Raw genomic sequence first — 18,620 nt, 5'->3', positions numbered from 1 at the left:
AAGATGGTCCTTTCTTAACGAAGACGGGGTCCAACCATCTTTCGCTTTTTTATTTTAAATTTTAAACAAATAAAGCACTGATGTTAAATCCATCAGTACTTAAAATTGTAGAGCCTTTATTTTAAATTTAATTTTGATAGATAATTCTGTGGACTTTGCTAAAATATACTTATTAACTAATATTGAAAAGAGGAAATACTGTGACTGGAATAAAAATTCGAAAACTTGTATTTACATATCCAGACAGTAAATACCCCGTTTTAAAAAATATCAATCTGGATTTTGAACCAGTTTCTTGGACAGCGATTATTGGTCATAATGGTAGTGGAAAGAGTACATTAGCCCGATTAATTGATGGATTACTCAGTCCTACTGCGGGATCGATTGAAGTTGACGGGATTCAAGTTAACGAAAGTTCTTTAGGTCAGATTCACCAGCAAATCGGATTCGTTTTTCAAAACCCTGAAAATCAATTTGTTGGAGCAACTGTTGCTGACGATGTTGCATTCGGACTTGAAAACCGACAAGTAGCTCGAAATGAAATGGAGGAAAAGATTGATAAAGCTTTAAGGATGGTAGGAATGAGTGATTATAAAAACACAGCTCCTATTAATCTCTCAGGAGGACAAAAGCAGCGGGTAGCACTTGCAGGAATCCTTGCATTAATGCCTAAGATAATAATCCTTGATGAGGCTACTAGTATGCTTGATCCTTTAGCACGACAAGAAATTTTGTCTTTATTGCGAAGATTAAAAAATGAATATAACCTTTCAATTATTTCGATTACGCATGATCTTAAAGAAATTGAGCTAGCGGATAAAATAGTTGTATTAAATGATTCGCAAGTTGTAAAACAAGGTGCTCCATCGGAAATTCTTAAAGATAAAGAATTGTTACTTGAAATTGGAGTAGGAATTCCCGCAAGCCAGCAACTGCAGAAATTATTGGTTGAACGAGGAATTGATGTTCCAAATAGATATTTAAATTTAGAGGAGCTAAAAAATTGGCTAAAGCAGCAATTACAGTAAAAAAACTCCACTATACATATCCTAATTCTACTAATGAAGCCTTACATAATGTCTCATTAACAATTAAAGAGCAAGAATTTGTTGCTATTATTGGACAAACCGGAAGTGGAAAGTCGACATTGGTTTCATTAATTGATGGATTAATAAAGCCCAGTAGTGGGGAACTTAACGTAGCAGGTTTAGAAATTAATGCAACGACAAAAACTGAATATTTAAGTAAAATCCACCATCAAGTCGGTTTTGTATTCCAATTTCCTGAACAGCAACTATTTGCAGAAACAGTTGCGGAGGATATTGCTTTTGGACCTCATAATTTAGGGTGGCCTGCAAAAAAAATTGAAAAAGCAGTTGATGAAGCATTAAAAATGGTGGATTTGCCCTTAGAATTAAAGTCACACTCCCCTTTTGCGCTTTCTGGAGGACAAATGAGGCGAGTAGCGATTGCTGGCGTTTTAGCAATGGATCCCCAAATTTTAATTCTTGATGAACCAACAGCAGGACTGGATACTCAAGCAACTAATGATTTACTTAAACTTATTAAAGATCTTAACGAGAAGGGAACAACGATTATAATGGTTACTCACCAAATGGAGCAGGTAGCCTATTATGCTAACCACGTAATTGCAATGAGCAATGGGCAGGTTGTTGCTGATACTACTCCTCAGCAATTATTCAGGGATGCTCAACGATTAAAAAAACTATCATTGACTCTGCCTGTTTCCGTCGAGGTTGCGCAATTCCTTAGTAAAGATGGGATAACCTTAAAAAATACAGAACCGCTTACGCTTGAGGTGTTAGCAGATGAAATAGCAGAAGCGATGAGGAGAAAAAGAAAATGAATAGTAAAATCGTATTTGGTAGTTATGTACCAGTAAAATCGATCCTCCATCGTCTTGATCCACGAATAAAACTAATCATGTGTATTATTTACGTTATTTTAATTTTCTTCGTGAATAATTTTTTAGCTGCTATATGGCTTTTATTAGCGCTCCTTGCGGCAATTAAGTTAAGTAATGTTGGTTTAAGACAATATTGGCAAGGGATTAAGCCGTTGTTTTTAATTATTTTGATAACAGTAGCGTTTCAAATTTTATTTAGTAGTGGCGGAAAGACGTATTGGCATTGGGGAATTATGGCAATAACCCGTGACGGCCTTATTAATTCATTAATTATTTTTTATCGGTTTATTGTGATTATTACTGCCTCAACTGTCTTAACTGCCACTACTCAAACTTTTCAAATTGCAGATGCCTTGGCATGGTTAATGAAACCATTACAAGTGATTAAAGTTCCTGTCAACCAGATTACGTTAATGCTTTCCATTGCATTACGCTTTGTTCCAACTATTATGGATGAAACTAATAAAATTATGAAAGCTCAGCGGGCCCGCGGGATTAATTTTAACGCTGGAAATCTTTTGACACGGATTAAACATCTAGTTCCGATTCTTATCCCATTGTTTGTCAACTCGTTTAAGCGAGCAGAAGAATTAGCAACGGCAATGGAAGCACGAGGGTATGATCCTAATGCACCACGGACTCATTATCGTCAATTAGTTTGGCATAAAAATGATGCTTGGGCTGGCTTAGCGCTATTAATTGTAACAGTTGGTCTAGTTTGTATCCGAATATTTTTCTAAATTAATAAGGAAGTAAAAAATGTATCGTTATAAAATAACCTTTGCTTATGATGGAACCAATTTTTCCGGTTTTCAAATTCAACCAAATAAGCGAACAGTTGAACAAACATTAAAGAATGCAGTAAATAAAATTGCTAAGCACCCAAATCCTGCTATTCCTGTTATCGGCTCAGGAAGAACAGATGCAGGGGTGCATGCTCTTAATCAGGTTGCGCACTTTGATATTCCATATCATTTAAGTAATGAATCTATGAGAAAAGCCCTCAATAGCATTTTGCCACTGGATATTTTAATTAAGAAGGCCGAATTAGTGGATAATGATTTCCATGCGCGATACAGTGCTCATCGTAAGACTTATCGTTACCGGGTTGATCAGGGGGAATTTGTAAACCCATTTAAACGCAACTATACTTCTCATTTTAAATATCCTCTTAACTTAGAAAAGATGAGAAAAGCAGCTAATGATTTAGTTGGAACTCATGACTTTACAAGTTTTGTTGCGTCGGGGAGTCAAGCCAAAAGCAATGTTCGGACGATTGAGAATATCACGATTAAACGAGATGAATTAAGAAATGAAGTCGTCTTTGATTTTACTGGTAATGGTTTTCTCTATAACCAAGTCCGAATAATGGTCGCTTTTCTCTTAGAAATTGGGAGCAATCAGCGGCCAGTAGATGACGTGTCTCGAGTCCTTGAGGCAAAGGATCGGACATTGGCACGGATGACGGCTCCAGCAAGTGGCTTATATTTAGTTAATGTAGATTATGGAACAAATGATGAAAAGGATTGACGAAAGTACTAGAAGAAGGTATACTAGCCATTGGTATTTCTTTTCCATCTAATAACTCGGTACACTATTATATGTAAAAGAAAAACAAAATTGGAGGACTTAATCGTGAGAACGACATACATCGCAAAACCTGGTGAAGTTGAACGCAAATGGTACGTTGTCGATGCTAAGAATGTCCCAATGGGTCGTTTAGCATCTGCAGTAGCATCAATTTTGCGCGGTAAGAACAAACCAACATTTACTCCACACGTTGATACTGGTGATTACGTTATCGTTATCAACGCTGCGCAAGTTAAGTTAACTGGTAAGAAAGCATCTCAAAAGATGTACTACCGTCACTCAAACTACCCTGGTGGTTTGAAGCAACGGACTGCTGGTGACTTCCTTGCAAAGGAACCAGAGAAGTTATTGGAAACTGCTATCAAGGGTATGCTTCCACACAACTCTCTTGGTCACAAGCAAGGTTTGAAGTTACATGTTTATGCTGGTGAAGACCACAAACATGCTGCACAAAACCCAGAAGTTTTAGACATTACTAACTTAATCTAAGGAGGGAATGGAATTGGCTCAACAAGTACAATACAGTGGTACTGGTCGGCGTAAGGATGCAACCGCACGTGTTCGCTTAGTACCAGGTTCAGGTAAGATTACGATGAACGGCAAGGCAATTGAAGACTACATTCCATTTGCCAACTTACGTGCTATCGTTAACCAACCATTTGCTGTTACTAAAACAGAAGGTCAATACGACGTTTTAGCTAACGTTAATGGTGGTGGATTCTCTGGTCAAGCAGGTGCAGTACGTCACGGTATCGCCCGTGCACTTCTCGCTGTTGATCCAGACTTCCGTGACGCTTTAAAGAAGGCTGGTCTCTTAACTCGTGACCCTCGTATGAAGGAACGTCGTAAGCCAGGTCTTAAGAAAGCTCGTAAGGCTGCTCAATTCAGTAAGCGTTAATATTTCGATTATCGCTTCCAGAGACATCAGTATTTTGCTGGTGTCTTTTTTATATTTAAAGAGAATTAAATATACGATATAATAAATGATAACTAATATAAAGGAGGGATTACTAATGACTAAAAAAGTAGCATTAGTAACTGGAGCAAGCCAAGGAATTGGTAAAGCAATTGTAGAAAGATTGGTTAAGGATGGTTTTGCGGTTGCTCTTGTAGCATTAAACGAGGCAAAGCTCCAACAAGTTGCTGATGAACTGAATAATAATGGTGGGGAAGCATTACCACTTGTAGCCGATGTAGCAAATAGAGAAGAAGTGTTTGCAGCTGTTGAGAAGACAGTCGAACATTTTGGAGATCTTAATGTAATCGTTAATAATGCTGGATTAGGTCCTACTACCCCAATTGATTCAATTACACCTGAACAATTTGAAAAAGTATATGGCGTAAATGTTGCTGGGGTTTTATGGGGAATTCAAGCTGCCCACAAGGCATTTAAGGAGCTTGGTCATGGTGGTAAGATTATCAATGCCACATCTCAAGCTGGAGTTGTTGGTAATCCTAATCTTGCACTTTATTCCGGAACAAAATTTGCTATTCGAGGCATTACGCAGGTAGTAGCTCAAGATTTGGCAACTGAAGATATTACGGTAAATGCTTTTGCACCAGGCATTGTTAAGACGCCGATGATGTATGATATTGCGCATCAAGTTGGTCAAAATGCTGGTAAGAGTGATGAATGGGGAATGGAAACCTTTGCCAAGAACATTGCAATGAAGCGTCTTTCTGAACCAGAGGACGTTGCTAATGTGGTCAGTTTCTTAGCTGGTCCTGATTCAAATTACGTTACTGGACAAACAATTATTGTTGATGGTGGAATGCAATTCCATTAATACTTAAGGCTAGTAGCAGCAAGCGCAACTGGAAAAATTTTTTCAGTTGTGCTTTTTTAACTTCTTCTAAAAATATTACGATAAATTAACCCAAACGAGATGGATTTTGCTACAATTAATAACTAGTAGAAAAGAGGAGGCTAAGCTTGTGGCAAAACGGAAGCGGAGAAACAAAAACCGCCATACGGGTAGAAATTGGATTATTAGCATTCTTGCTGTTATTGTTATCTTTTTGGGTGTTTACGTTGGGCACCATTTTTACCGAATCTGGAATCAGCAACGAATTGAACAAGAGGCACGTGAAAAGGATCGCCGAGTGAAGCAATTATTTATTCAGCAAGTTGCTCCTGAAGCTCAGGCAATGCAAAATACCTATCATGTCTATGCATCAATTACGATTGCCCAAGCGATTCTTGAATCTCAATGGGGAACGAGTCAGTTAGCGTCACAATACCATAATTTATTTGGAATTAAGGGAACGGGAACAAATTCACGAGTAATGACAACTAAAGAATATATTAATGGTAAGTGGATCGTTACTAAGGGACGATTCCGCGTTTATGATAGTTGGAGTGATTCTATTAAAGACCACACACGCTTGATGTTAAATGGAACAGACACCAATCAGCAAAATTATGATCGAGTTGTCCATGCGACTAATTATCAAGAGGCAGCTCGGGGATTGCAAGAAGCAGGTTATGCGACTGATCCTGATTATGCACAAAAATTAATTTCGGTGATTAAGGCGTATAAATTATATAATTATGATAAGTAATGTAGAGGGGGGTACAAAAATGAAAGAGTTAGAAGAAAAGATTAAGGAATACGGGACTGTTTTACCGGGTAATGTTTTAAAAGTGGATGCCTTTTTAAACCATCAAGTTGATCCTCAATTAATGTTGCATATCGGTCAAGAATTTGCCAAGCTTTTCGCTAATGAAGGCATTACTAAGATTTGGACAGTCGAATCATCCGGAATTGCTCCAGCTGTAATGACCGGGTTGGAAATGAATCTCCCAGTTATTTTCGCTCGTAAGCATAAGAGTCTTACTCTTAACCAAAATATGTATACTGCTGATGTATATTCATATACTAAGAAAACAACCAATCGGATTTCAATTTCTAAAAAGTATGTAGATGCTAATGATAAGATTTTAATGATTGATGATTTCTTGGCTAATGGTCAAGCAGTAGAAGGATTATTAGAAATTGCCGATCAAGCAGGGGTTCAAGTAGCTGGTGCAGGAATAGTTATTGAAAAGAGTTTTCAACCTGGAGCTGGTGAACTAAAAGAACGTGGAATTCGTGTCGAATCATTGGCACGAATTCAATCATTGAGTGATAATAAAGTTGAATTCGTAAAAGACTAATAAGGGAAGTGATAAAATGGGCAGAGATGCTATTTACCCAGGTAGTACTTTAGGAATTATTGGAATTAATCGCAATGGGGCGGCACTTATTGCAACAGCGAAGAAGGCAGGCTTTAACGTTGGTGTGTATGTGGATCGTTCTCAGCCATCAGTAACTAAAATGGCTGACTTTACCATTGTAGGGGCAATGAACGATCGGACAAAACTAACTCAGTTTGGGGAAGCATGTGATGCAATTATTTATCAAACCCCTAATGTCGATTCTCGCGTCATGCACTTTTTGAGTCAATATGCAGTGATTCCTCAGGGGATTAATGCTCTTGAGATTGTTCAAGACCGATTAATGGAACGTGCTTTCTTAGATCAGGTAAATATTAATATTGCTCCATATGTGACGGTGGTTAGTTTAGATGATGTTTACCAATCAATTGATTCCATTGGCTATCCTGCGTTGTTAAAACCCATTCAACGAGGAATTGGGGAAAATTCAATGCTGATTGAGCGCCAATCTGATATTACTCGCGCCGCTGATTTTATTGATACTGGTACATATTTACTAGAATCGTGGATTGAACATACAAATGAATATACTATGACAGCGGCAACTGATGGAAAAGATACAGAGATTTTTCCACTTGCTCAACTTCATTACAATGACAAGAGGCAATTGATTTCTGTTGCGACACCAGCAAATATTCACGATGATATGTTAAAAGAGATGCAGCGGATTGTAAAAAGTGTTGCGGCATCTCTTGAGTATCGGGGTGTATTTTCGGTTAACTTTTATGTTACTTCTACTGGCACCCTCTATGTAAAGAATATCGAACCAGGGCTAACGTCGATTGCTAATATTTATGATGTCACAGCAAATGTTGACCAGTATGAAGAACAATTAAGAAGTGCTGTTGGGATGCCCCTGCATGTTATTACGCCATTACAAATTGGCTTATTGATGGTCGTTCGCAATTATCAATCACGAGCAATTCAACGGCAATGGTTGCTAAAGAATAACTGGCAATTTAGGTTCTTTAATGATGTTGGGGATGACGATCAGGCAATTCTAGGCTTTGTCTGGGTAACTGGCGGCGATAACTTGGCAGCCTTAAAAAATCAGGTTGACGATACTGAAGTTTGGAACGAACAAGCTTGATCACGAAATTATAAATTAAGCGTACAAGATTACGAGGGACTGGGGATGAAATCGCAGTCTCTTTATTTTTCCTAACATATGTTCGATTTTAGCACCAAATGAGATCCTAATTTGGTATAATATTAGCCGATGAAAATTTAGAGAGGATGGAACAGCGTGAATAACGGGCAAGCATTATTAGAAGGAATGAATGATAAGCAATCCGAAGCAGTATTAACTACAGAGGGACCATTATTAGTAATGGCCGGTGCTGGATCAGGAAAGACACGGGTTCTTACACACCGGGTTGCTTACTTAATTGAAGAAAATGGTGTATTACCATGGAATATTTTAGCGATTACGTTTACCAACAAGGCTGCGCGCGAAATGAAAGAACGGGTCGGTAAATTGCTTGGTGAAAGTGCTAATGAGATTTGGGTATCGACTTTTCACGCATTATGTGTTCGAATCCTCCGTCGTGATATTGAAAAAATCGGCTATAATCGCGCCTTTACGATTGCGGATACAAGTGAGCAACGGACATTAATGAAGCGGATTTGTGCGGAATTAAATATTGATACTAAAAAATTTGATCCCCGCAGTATTTTAAGTGCGATTTCTAATGCTAAAAATGCTTTGTTGAAGCCAGATGACTATAGCAAAGAAGCTAATAGTATGTTTGAAAACATGGTCGCGCGAGCATATAAGCTTTACCAACAAGAGCTAGAAGCTAATCAAGCATTAGATTTTGATGATCTGATTATGAAGACCATTGAGTTATTAGAAAGTGATCAAGAGACGCTTGAATTTTATCAAGATAAGTTCCACTACATCCATGTTGACGAATACCAGGATACGAATGATGCCCAATACCGGTTAGTTAATCTATTAGCGCAAAAGTACCAAAATCTGTGTGTGGTAGGGGATGCAGATCAGAGTATTTATGGTTGGCGTGGAGCTAATATGAACAATATTTTGAATTTTGAACATGATTATCCCCAAGCTAAGACGGTAATGCTTGAGCAAAATTATCGGTCAACGCAAACAATTTTAAATGCAGCGAATGAAGTTATTGCTAATAACCTTTATCGGAAAAAGAAGAATCTGTGGACAGAAAATGGTCAGGGGGACAAAATTTCGTATTACCGCGCGCAAAATGAACATGATGAAGCGCAGTTTATTGTTTCGAAGATTAAAGAAGAACAAGAAAAGCATGGCTATCACTTTAATGACTTTGCAATTCTTTATCGGACTAATGCACAATCACGAATGGTTGAAGAAACTTTCTTGAAGAGTAGTATTCCCTATACGATGGTTGGTGGCCATAAATTCTATGACCGGCGTGAAATTCGTGATATTTTAGCATATTTGACCTTAATCGTTAATCCTGCCGATTCAATGAGCTTTGAACGAGTTGTTAATACGCCCAAAAGAGGAATTGGTTTAACTAGTGTGGAACATCTTCGCAATTTCGCTAATGAAAATGGCTGGACATTATTAAAAGCAGCTCAAAATGTTGATACTGCTAGTGAAATTACTGCACGAACACGAAATAAAATTGATGAATTTGGTCAATTAATGGCTAACTTGACTAAACAAGCAGAATATCTCACATTAACTGATTTAACTGAACAGATTTTAGAGTTAAGTGGCTACAATAAAATGTTAAGTGATGATCGAAGCCTTGAAGCACAAGCTCGTCGTGAAAACCTTGATGAATTTAAGTCGGTTACACAAGAATATGATGAACAGCATAAAGACGATGACGATCCTAACTCGCAAAAAATTATTAACTTTTTAGCTGATTTGGCCCTTGTCTCAGATCAAGATGATGTTGATGAACAAGCACCAGCTGTAACTTTAATGACATTACATGCAGCTAAGGGACTTGAATTTCCAGTTGTTTTCCTTGTGGGAATGGAAGAAGGTATTTTCCCATTATCGCGAGCTTTAATGGAAGATGATGAATTGGAAGAAGAACGTCGCTTAGCCTATGTTGGAATTACACGGGCAAAGAAAAAGCTTTATCTTACTAATGCCTTTTCACGTTTACTTTATGGTCGTATTCAGCGTAACCAACCATCACGATTTGTAGAAGAAATTGATTCTGAGTTGTTACAGTTTGAAAATAGCCCATCAGGTAATAGCATTAAAGATAGTAAACTGCCATTTGATCGTGCTGCCGCAACCGCTACTACCTACCGTGATCAGCAAAAGCGGACATATCGCAGTGCTGGCAAGCGGGTTAAACCAATTACTAACACCGGAACTGGGGCCGATAAGGTTGGCTGGAAAACGGGCGATAAAGTTGAACACAAAAAGTGGGGCCAAGGAACAGTGGTCAAAGTTAACGGTAGTGGTAATGATATGGAATTAGATATTGCCTTTCCAAGTCAAGGTGTAAAGCGGTTATTGGCAAGTTTTGCCCCAATTACGAAAGTACAAAAATAAAGAAATGAGGCGGATGAGATGAGTGAAAAACAGACGCCAGTAAAAGAATTAACCCTTCAAGAAGCTCAAGATGAGATTAAGCCATTACGAGCAAAATTGACTAAGTGGGGAAAAGAATATTATGAACAAGATAATCCAACCGTAGAGGATCATGTATATGACCGTGCTTATCAGCGATTAGTACAGCTGGAAGAACAATTTCCACAATTGGTCTCTGCCGATTCGCCAACCCAACGAGTAGGAGGAGCAACAGAAAGCCAATTAACAAAAGTTCGGCACGAAATTCCGATGTTATCGATGGGGGATGTCTTTTCGATTGAAGAATTGCTGGACTTTAACCAACGACAACAGGAAAATCGGGATGTCGAAGTTGAGCCCGAATATAATCTCGAACTAAAAATCGATGGTCTTTCTCTTTCACTTGTTTACGAGAATGGAAAGTTAGTTCAAGGTTCTACGCGTGGCAATGGAACGATTGGTGAAGATGTTACTGCTAATGTCCGAACTATCAAGTCAGTTCCCGCAGAATTGCCAGAACCATTATCGATCGAGGTTCGGGGCGAATGTTATATGCCAAAAGCGGCTTTTGCAAAGTTAAATGCTAAACGCGAAGCAGATGGCTTGCCGGTTTTTGCTAATCCCCGGAATGCAGCAGCTGGGAGTTTGCGGCAACTAGATCCGAAAGTAACGGCGCAACGTGAACTAGATACATTTATGTACTATGTTCCTGAATATCAAAAGCTAGGCGTTAAGACCCAAGCAGAAGCACTTGATCGTATGCGAGAATTAGGTTTTAATGTTAATCCTAATAATCGGGTTGTCCATAACCGTGAAGAGATCGAGGAGTATATTGAAGAATATACTTCTCAACGAGACAAGCTCACTTACGGGATCGATGGAATTGTTGAAAAAGTAAATGACCTTGATACGGAAGTTGCCCTTGGGAATACAGTTAAGGTGCCGCGCTGGGAAATTGCTTATAAATTCCCTCCCGAAGAGCAAGCAACGGTTGTCCGTGATATTGTCTGGACTGTCGGTCGGACCGGCAATGTAACGCCAACAGCAGTTATGGACCCAGTTCAATTGGCGGGTACAACAGTTAGTCGAGCTTCTTTGCATAATCCTGATTACTTGCGTGAAAAAGATATTCGGATTGGTGATACTGTTTACCTGCATAAAGCGGGTGACATTATTCCTGAAATTTCAAAAGTAGATCTAACTAAGCGTCCTGATGATTCTGTTGAATATGAGATTCCAACGAAGTGTCCGGTCTGTGGCTCGGAATTAGTTCATCTTGATGGTGAAGTTGCGTTACGCTGTATTAATCCAATGTGTCCAGCGCAAATTAAAGAAGGCTTAGCACATTTCGCTTCCCGGAATGCCATGAATATTGATGGGCTTGGTCCTAGAATTATTGAACAGCTATGGGATAAAGAATTGATTCATGATGTTGCCGGTTTATATCGACTTAATCATGACCAATTATTAACTTTAGATAAATTTGGCGAGAAATCGACCGCTAACCTATTGACATCGATCGATAATAGTCGTAATAATTCTGTCGAGCGCTTATTATTTGGTCTTGGAATTCGTCATGTAGGTGCAAAGGCTGCTCGAATTATCATGGAACATTTCGGTGACCTTGATAGCTTAATGAAGGCCGATGCCGATGAAATTTCTGCGATTAGTGGAATTGGGCCAACAATTGGCGAAAGTATCGTAACTTATTTTGCTAATCAACAGGTTGTTAAATTAATTGACGAATTGCGAGAAGTTGGGGTAAACTTTGCTTATCTTGGCTCACGGTCAAATGCTAATCCTGATAGTGAATGGAATGGTCGGCGAGTAGTACTGACTGGTAAGCTAACTGAAATGACTCGTGGGGAAGCAAAATCATGGCTTGAAAACCACGGGGCTAAGGTAACCGGAAGCGTCTCAAAGAAAACAGATATTGTCATTGCTGGGGCTGATGCTGGTAGTAAGCTGACAAAAGCTCAAGACTTGGGTATTGATGTATGGAATGAACAGCAATTCAGCCAAGCAATGAAGGAGGAACAGTAAATCGTGAAGCGAAAGGCAAAAAAAATAGCCATTAGTGCTGCCGTTTTGATGTGTACTGTCTTGCTTGCATCATGTGGTTTTGGAGGAAAGTCGTCATCGAAAAACTATTCAACGACTGGTTCAAGTAATGGTACTTATCAAGGTGTGATTAAAAATGGTCGTTACCGAACAAGTAAAGCTCGGGGTATAAATGTCTCACAAAATGATAACCAATATAACCTTAAAAGCTTTGAAAGTGGTTTGACTCAGGTTTCAAAACGGGTCTTTTCAACAAAAAGCTATATTTTCCAAGAAGGTCAATACCTTAGTAGTGGAACAATTGAAAACTGGCTTGGTCGAAAAACAAAGAGTAATCCTGAAGGGCTAAACCCTGCTCAAGGAAAGAAGAGCAATCCTAACCCAGTCTATATTCAACAAATTGAAGAACAAGATTATATGCAAGAAAGTGGTAATTCCATGAAATTGCGGGGGATTACAATTGGGATTGGAATAAATTCCGAATATAACTACCAAACTAAGACAGGAGGACCAACTTTAACTAAGAAGATTAGTGATAGTGAGGTTCGTCGTCAAGGTGAAATCGCGGCACAAAAGGTTCTTCAACGAGTACGGAAAAAGTCAGGCGTTGGAAATGTTCCAATCGTGATTGCACTATACAAACAAGCACCAGATGATAGTTTAGTTGGTGGTACATTCTTTGCTTATAGCAAGAATAGTGGTAATACGATTAGTAGCTGGCGGAAGTTAAATTACAAGAATGTAGTCCTTCCAAAGGCTAGTGCATCAACAACTAATAGTTCTGATCAAACTGATGATGATAGTTTCTCAAACTTTAAGAGTCAGATTCAAAGTTTCTTCCCTAACTTGAGCGGAGTTACAGCACAAGCACAATATGAAAATGGAACTTTATCAGGGATGCACATTACCGTTACTACTCAGTTCTATAGTCAAAGTGAAATTACTAGTTTTACCCAATATATCACCCGGGCAGCGAAGAAGTACCTGCCTAATGGGATCCCGATTGATATTAAGATTCAATCTGATTCAGAAATTCAAGCGGTTGTTTATCGGAATGCTGGTTCTGATAACTTCCAGTCGCATATTTTTGATTCTTATTAAAGGTGAAAAAGGAGGATATCGATTCGTTACTGGAAAATGCGAACCGATAACTCCTTTTTTATTTCTACATGGATGAAATAGGAACCTATTCTGTGCTAAAATTGTTAGATGTATATGTAGATTTTAAATTACTGGAAAAGAGGTAGAGAGAATGGCCAGTAAAATCACTGAGCAACAAGTAGAACACGTTGCTGAACTTGCTAAGCTTGAGTTCCCTAAGGATGAACTTGGTAAGTTTACCACTCAACTAGGAAACATTATTGATATGTTTGAAGACCTCGAAGCGGTTGATACCGATGGCGTTGAACCAATGACATCAGCAACCGATCGGGTAAATGTAATGCGTGAAGATAAGGCAATTAAGAGTTCTAAAGAAGAACAAGAAGCCTTGCTTAACAATGCTCCTGAAACCGATGGTGGCTACATCAAGGTTCCAGCAATTCTTGACGAAAGTGAGGACGGCGAATAATGGATTTTTACCAAACAAGCTTGAGTCAATTGCACGATGACTTGGTAAATAAGAAAATCAGTGCGACTGAATTAACAAAGGAAACTTTTGACCACATTAAGGGTAACGAAGACCAAGTTAAAGCCTTCATCAGCTTAAATGAAGACCAAGCACTAAAGCGGGCAGCTGAGATTGATGCAAAGGGCATTAGTGCTGATCAATTAACTGCAGGGGTTCCGCTTGCAGTTAAGGATAATATCTTAACTAAGGGTCTCACAACTACAGCTGCTTCTAAGATGCTTGAAAACTTTAACCCTGTATATGACGCGACAGTGGTTGAAAAGTTAAATGCCGCTGATTATATCAACGTTGGTAAGACTAACCTTGATGAATTTGCCATGGGATCATCTACTGAAAATTCAGCATTCTTTACGACTCATAACCCATGGGATCTTACACGGGTTCCTGGTGGTTCTTCCGGTGGTTCTGCTGCTGCGGTTGCGGCCGGGGATGTTTTAGGTGCGCTTGGTACTGATACTGGTGGTTCTATTCGGATGCCAGCCTCATTTAACGGTGTCGTTGGGATGAAGCCTACATACGGCCGTGTATCACGGTGGGGAATCATTGCCTTTGGTTCAAGTTTTGACCAAGTCGGCTGGTTGACTCAAAATGTTAAGGATAATGCCTTGTTGACCGCCCTCATCAGTGGAAATGATAAACGGGATATGACATCCTCACTTAAAGAAGTTCCAGACTGGGCAGCCCAATTAAACGAAAATACGAATGTTAAAGGCTTACGGATTGCTGTGCCAAAGGAATACTTTGATGGCTTAGACGAAGATGTTCAAGAAGTAATCAAGGCTGCTTTGGACCACTTAGAATCCCTCGGAGCAATTGTTGATGAAGTAAGTTTGCCACACACCAAGTATGGGGTTCCTGCTTACTACATTTTAGCCTCATCTGAGGCATCTTCTAACCTCCAACGTTACGACGGTATTCGTTATGGCTTCCGAGCTGCTGATGTTAAGAACTTGGAAGATGTTTATGTTCGTTCTCGTTCGGAAGGTTTCGGTGAAGAAGTTAAGCGGCGGATTATGTTAGGGACATTCTCTCTCTCTGCTGGTTTCTATGATGCTTACTTTAATAAGGCCGCTAAAGTTCGCCGCCTTATTGCCCAAGATTTTGAAGACGTATTTAAGGATCATGATGTAATCGTTGGTGCTACTGGTGCTTCAACAGCATTTAAGATTGGTGCAGAAATTGATGATCCACAAACTATGTACATGAACGACGTATTGACTGTTCCCGTTAATATGGCCGGCCTTCCTGCAATGTCCATTCCTGCTGGTTTCTCTGCTAAAAATGGTATGCCAGTTGGTCTGCAAATCATCGGAAAAGCATTTGACGAGCAAACAGTTTATAACACTGGATATGTCTTTGAACAGACAACTGATTTCCACAAGAAGACACCAAAGTTAGGAGGTCAAAACTAAGATGAACTTTCAAACAACAATCGGTCTAGAAGTCCACGTTGAATTAAAGACTAATTCAAAGATTTACAGTCCATCCCCCGTTGAATACGGTGACCAGCCTAACGCAAACACCAATGTCATTGACTGGGGTTACCCTGGTGTATTGCCAAGCTTAAACAAGGGTGTCGTTCGTGACGGAATCATGGCTGGACTTGCTCTTCATGCTCAAATTGCCCATCACATGCACTTTGATCGGAAGAACTACTTCTATCCTGATAACCCGAAAGCCTACCAGATTACTCAATCAGATACTCCAATTGCTCATGACGGTTGGATTGAAATTGAAGTAAACGGTAAAAAGAAAAAGATCGGTATCAAAGAAATGCACATTGAAGAAGATGCTGGTAAGAACACTCACACCAGTAAGTATTCATACGTTGACTTGAACCGGCAAGGAACACCGCTAATTGAAATTGTTTCTAAGCCAGATATTGCCTCGCCTGAAGAAGCAGTGGCTTACTTGGAAGCATTGCGTCAACGGATCCAATTTACGGGGATCTCTGACGTGAAGATGGAAGAAGGGTCCATGCGGGTTGATACCAACATCTCAATTCGGCCAATCGGTTCTGATAAGTTTGGGACCAAGACAGAAATGAAGAACATTAACTCCTTTAACTATGTTCGGAAGGCCCTCGCATTTGAAGAAAAACGGCATCAAAAAGTATTGATGGCTGGTGGACACATTGGTCAGGAAACACGTCGTTATGATGAAGCGACTGGTGAGACTATTCTGATGCGGACAAAGGAAGGTTCTGATGATTACCGTTACTTCCCAGAACCAGACTTGCCACCAGTAAACGTTAGCGATGAATGGATTAGTGAAATTGAAAGCGAGATGCCAGAAATGCCTGGTGAGCGTCGTGAGCACTATGTTAAGGACCTTGGCTTAACTGATTACGATGCCATGGTTCTTACCCAGACTAAGGAAATGTCTGATTTCTTTGAAGAAGCTGTTAAAGACGGTGGCGATCCTAAGCGGGTAGCCAACTACTTGATGAACGATGTGAACTCATACTTGAACGATAAGCAAGTTGACTTACAAGACACCAAGCTTACTCCATCTAACCTTGCTGGCATGGTGAAGTTGATTGAAGATGGGACTATTTCTTCTAAGATGGCTAAGAAGGTCTTCAAGGGAATCTTAGATGGTGAAGAACCAAATGCTTACGCAAAGGAACACGGTCTTGTTCAATTATCAGATCCTGCGCAACTACAGCCAATCGTTGATGAAGTTCTTGATAACAACGAACAATCAATTGAAGACTTTAAGAATGGTAAAGACCGGGCTGTCGGCTACTTAATGGGTCAAATCATGAAGCAAACGCGTGGTAAGGCCAACCCACAAGTTGTTACTCAATTATTGATGAAGTCTTTGAAGGCTAAATAGAGTAGGGAGGGATGACCGTGCGAAAACGTGCTCGGATAATTTATAATCCTACCTCAGGCCGTGAAACATTGCGAAGTGATTTAGTTGATATTCTCGCAATTTATGAGAAAGCCGGATATGAAACTAGTGCTTTTGCGACTACTCCTGCGCCTAACTCGGCTAAGAACGAAGCCACTCGTGCTGCTGAAGACGGTTTTGATTTGATTGTAGCCGCTGGTGGAGACGGTACCCTGAATGAAGTGGTTAATGGAATTGCTGGGTTAGAACATCGACCAACATTAGCAATTATTCCAGCAGGGACGACTAATGACTATGCACGGGCATTACGGATTCCTCGTGATGATCCGATCGCCGCGGCTAAGTTAATCTTAAAGAAGAATAAGAAATTTAAGATTGATATTGGTCGGGCTGGTGAAAACTACTTCATGAATATTGCTGCCGGTGGAACGATGACCGAATTAACTTATGAGGTCCCTTCGCAAATGAAGTCCCTCTTTGGTTATGCAGCATACTTCGCCAAGGGAGCAGAATTGATGCCGCGGATTAAGCCAGTCGACATGCTAATCAAGTATGATAATCAGGAATACCGGGGCAGTGCTTCCATGTTTATGATTGCCTTGACTAATTCGGTCGGCGGTTTTGAACAAATTGTGCCGGATGCATCACTTGATGATGGAAAGTTTACGATGATTATCGTCAAGAAGAGCAGTGTAATCGATATGCTCAGCTTAATGGCAAAGGCACTTCAAGGAAAGCACCTTGATGATCCGCGCATTATTTATGCTAAGGCAACCGATATTGAAGTTATTCCGCTAAACAAGGATGACCGCTTGATGGTTAACCTTGATGGGGAATACGGTGGCGATGCGCCAATGAAATTCCATAACCTTAAACAGCACCTAGAAGTAATTGCTAACTTGGATGAGATTCCAGAAGATGCGATTACAACTTCAGCTGATTTTAAGCGGGTCGAAGAAGACTTTATGAATGGCATTGACGATTATAAAGATCGCGAAAAGAAATAGAATAAATAAACGGTCAGCTTCACAAAGAGGAAGTTGGCCGTTTGTTTTGTTATAATAGGCATTTTGTAATCACAATGTGCTATAATGTGATTACGAGGTGATAACATGCAAGAATTAAATAATAGTTCAAAATTCTTCAAATCTGGTAATTCTTTTGGATTGCGATTAACTAAAAATGATCGAGAAAAAATGCATGCTAATCCTGGCGATGAATACGAGAAAACAATATCGCCGGATGGTAAAGTAATAACATTTAAGAAAAAAGAACAAGTTGATGACAAAACATTGGCAATGATTAATCAATTATTTGATGAGAATAAAGAATTGATGGAACGGTTAAAAGATAAATGATTTACTTAACAAAAGAAGAAATTATAATGGTGAATCATCAGGTATTAACACGAACAGGCCAAAAATATATGGGAATTCAATATCCTGAAGGTTTATCTGTTATAGTTGAGCAACCCCAAATGACAGTTTTTAATCGTGAACTATATCCATCGATTTGGTTAAAGGCTGCCTATATAGTACAAAAGATAACCAAAAAACATATTTTTATTGACGGCAATAAGAGAACAGCCTATTTATGCTTATTATTATTCTTGAAGAAAAATAGTTGGGAATTACATTTAAACGCAGATGAAGGTGAGGCATTTGTCGTTCAAATAACCTTAGCCGACGATTCCGAAGAAGAAATGATAGAAATTGCGCACTTTTTAGAAAAGCATTGTGTAAAAGCATAAACGGTCAGCTTCACAAAGAGGAAGTTGGCCGTTTGTTTTGTTATAATAGGA

Annotated in this window: 19 protein-coding genes; all 19 read left to right on the top strand. The window is 39.4% G+C overall.

Translation table 11 applies throughout. The features are described 5' to 3' along the window. Window positions 1–200 precede the first annotated feature (200 nt). The 19 genes from LMC10_RS04695 to LMC10_RS04605 all read left to right on the top strand — a co-directional run bounded on the left by LMC10_RS04695 (window position 201) and on the right by LMC10_RS04605 (window position 18,569). Complete coding sequence (locus LMC10_RS04695) at window positions 201–1,028, top strand: energy-coupling factor transporter ATPase (protein ID WP_229269088.1); 828 nt, start codon at window positions 201–203, stop codon at window positions 1,026–1,028. Next, a complete protein-coding gene (locus LMC10_RS04690; RefSeq protein ID WP_229269087.1) occupies window positions 1,004–1,867 on the top strand; it encodes an energy-coupling factor transporter ATPase in 864 nt (287 codons plus the stop codon). The genes LMC10_RS04695 and LMC10_RS04690 overlap by 25 nt, the downstream gene beginning before the upstream one ends. Then, window positions 1,864–2,667, top strand: coding sequence for an energy-coupling factor transporter transmembrane component T family protein (locus LMC10_RS04685; RefSeq protein WP_003672674.1), 804 nt, complete (start codon window positions 1,864–1,866; stop codon window positions 2,665–2,667). The genes LMC10_RS04690 and LMC10_RS04685 overlap by 4 nt, the downstream gene beginning before the upstream one ends. A 19-nt stretch (window positions 2,668–2,686) precedes the next feature. Next, window positions 2,687–3,457, top strand: coding sequence for a tRNA pseudouridine(38-40) synthase TruA (truA, locus tag LMC10_RS04680; RefSeq protein ID WP_219178528.1), 771 nt, complete (start codon window positions 2,687–2,689; stop codon window positions 3,455–3,457). A 105-nt stretch (window positions 3,458–3,562) separates the two neighbouring features. After that, window positions 3,563–4,006, top strand: coding sequence for a 50S ribosomal protein L13 (gene rplM / locus LMC10_RS04675; RefSeq protein ID WP_003672672.1), 444 nt, complete (start codon window positions 3,563–3,565; stop codon window positions 4,004–4,006). A gap of 7 nt (window positions 4,007–4,013) precedes the next feature. Continuing rightward, the gene (gene rpsI, locus LMC10_RS04670) at window positions 4,014–4,415 is read left to right on the top strand and encodes a 30S ribosomal protein S9 (RefSeq protein ID WP_003668771.1); all 402 of its coding nucleotides are present in this window, start codon (window positions 4,014–4,016) and stop codon (window positions 4,413–4,415) included. 115 nt (window positions 4,416–4,530) lie between these two features. Further along, on the top strand, window positions 4,531–5,304 hold the full coding sequence (locus LMC10_RS04665; RefSeq protein WP_003664515.1) for a (S)-acetoin forming diacetyl reductase: 774 nt from the start codon (window positions 4,531–4,533) through the stop codon (window positions 5,302–5,304). A gap of 148 nt (window positions 5,305–5,452) precedes the next feature. Continuing rightward, window positions 5,453–6,079 carry a glycoside hydrolase family 73 protein gene (locus tag LMC10_RS04660; protein ID WP_229269086.1) on the top strand — a complete coding sequence of 209 codons (627 nt, stop codon included), beginning with the start codon at window positions 5,453–5,455 and terminating at the stop codon, window positions 6,077–6,079. A 19-nt stretch (window positions 6,080–6,098) separates the two neighbouring features. Next, the gene (locus LMC10_RS04655; protein ID WP_003672669.1) at window positions 6,099–6,674 is read left to right on the top strand and encodes a xanthine phosphoribosyltransferase; all 576 of its coding nucleotides are present in this window, start codon (window positions 6,099–6,101) and stop codon (window positions 6,672–6,674) included. A 16-nt stretch (window positions 6,675–6,690) separates the two neighbouring features. Continuing rightward, complete coding sequence (locus LMC10_RS04650) at window positions 6,691–7,824, top strand: ATP-grasp domain-containing protein (RefSeq protein ID WP_229269085.1); 1,134 nt, start codon at window positions 6,691–6,693, stop codon at window positions 7,822–7,824. A gap of 156 nt (window positions 7,825–7,980) precedes the next feature. Beyond that, window positions 7,981–10,254, top strand: a complete 2,274-nt coding sequence (pcrA, locus tag LMC10_RS04645; protein ID WP_229269084.1) for a DNA helicase PcrA — start codon at window positions 7,981–7,983, stop codon at window positions 10,252–10,254. Between the two features lie 18 nt (window positions 10,255–10,272). Further along, window positions 10,273–12,315 (top strand): NAD-dependent DNA ligase LigA, encoded by a 2,043-nt coding sequence (gene ligA / locus LMC10_RS04640; protein WP_229269083.1) that lies wholly within the window; start codon window positions 10,273–10,275, stop codon window positions 12,313–12,315. A 3-nt stretch (window positions 12,316–12,318) separates the two neighbouring features. Then, window positions 12,319–13,434 (top strand): CamS family sex pheromone protein, encoded by a 1,116-nt coding sequence (locus LMC10_RS04635; RefSeq protein WP_229269082.1) that lies wholly within the window; start codon window positions 12,319–12,321, stop codon window positions 13,432–13,434. A gap of 151 nt (window positions 13,435–13,585) precedes the next feature. After that, window positions 13,586–13,903, top strand: coding sequence for an Asp-tRNA(Asn)/Glu-tRNA(Gln) amidotransferase subunit GatC (gatC, locus tag LMC10_RS04630; RefSeq protein WP_003664503.1), 318 nt, complete (start codon window positions 13,586–13,588; stop codon window positions 13,901–13,903). Beyond that, entirely contained in the window at window positions 13,903–15,375 is a 1,473-nt protein-coding gene (gatA, locus tag LMC10_RS04625) for an Asp-tRNA(Asn)/Glu-tRNA(Gln) amidotransferase subunit GatA (RefSeq protein ID WP_229269081.1), read from the top strand. Before gatC ends, gatA begins: the two co-directional genes overlap by 1 nt. A gap of 1 nt (window position 15,376) precedes the next feature. Further along, complete coding sequence (gatB, locus tag LMC10_RS04620; RefSeq protein WP_003668754.1) at window positions 15,377–16,801, top strand: Asp-tRNA(Asn)/Glu-tRNA(Gln) amidotransferase subunit GatB; 1,425 nt, start codon at window positions 15,377–15,379, stop codon at window positions 16,799–16,801. A gap of 11 nt (window positions 16,802–16,812) precedes the next feature. Next, on the top strand, window positions 16,813–17,826 hold the full coding sequence (locus LMC10_RS04615; protein ID WP_035168920.1) for a diacylglycerol kinase: 1,014 nt from the start codon (window positions 16,813–16,815) through the stop codon (window positions 17,824–17,826). Window positions 17,827–17,931: 105 nt separating this feature from the next. Beyond that, window positions 17,932–18,177, top strand: a complete 246-nt coding sequence (locus LMC10_RS04610) for an AbrB/MazE/SpoVT family DNA-binding domain-containing protein (RefSeq protein WP_035168919.1) — start codon at window positions 17,932–17,934, stop codon at window positions 18,175–18,177. Next, window positions 18,174–18,569, top strand: a complete 396-nt coding sequence (locus tag LMC10_RS04605; RefSeq protein WP_086141294.1) for a type II toxin-antitoxin system death-on-curing family toxin — start codon at window positions 18,174–18,176, stop codon at window positions 18,567–18,569. Before LMC10_RS04610 ends, LMC10_RS04605 begins: the two co-directional genes overlap by 4 nt. Window positions 18,570–18,620 lie beyond the last annotated feature (51 nt).

It is taken from the genome of Limosilactobacillus reuteri subsp. simiae (assembly GCF_020784875.1).
Lineage (GTDB): Bacteria > Bacillota > Bacilli > Lactobacillales > Lactobacillaceae > Limosilactobacillus > Limosilactobacillus reuteri_H.
This window is presented reverse-complemented; position numbering and strand designations above follow the sequence as displayed.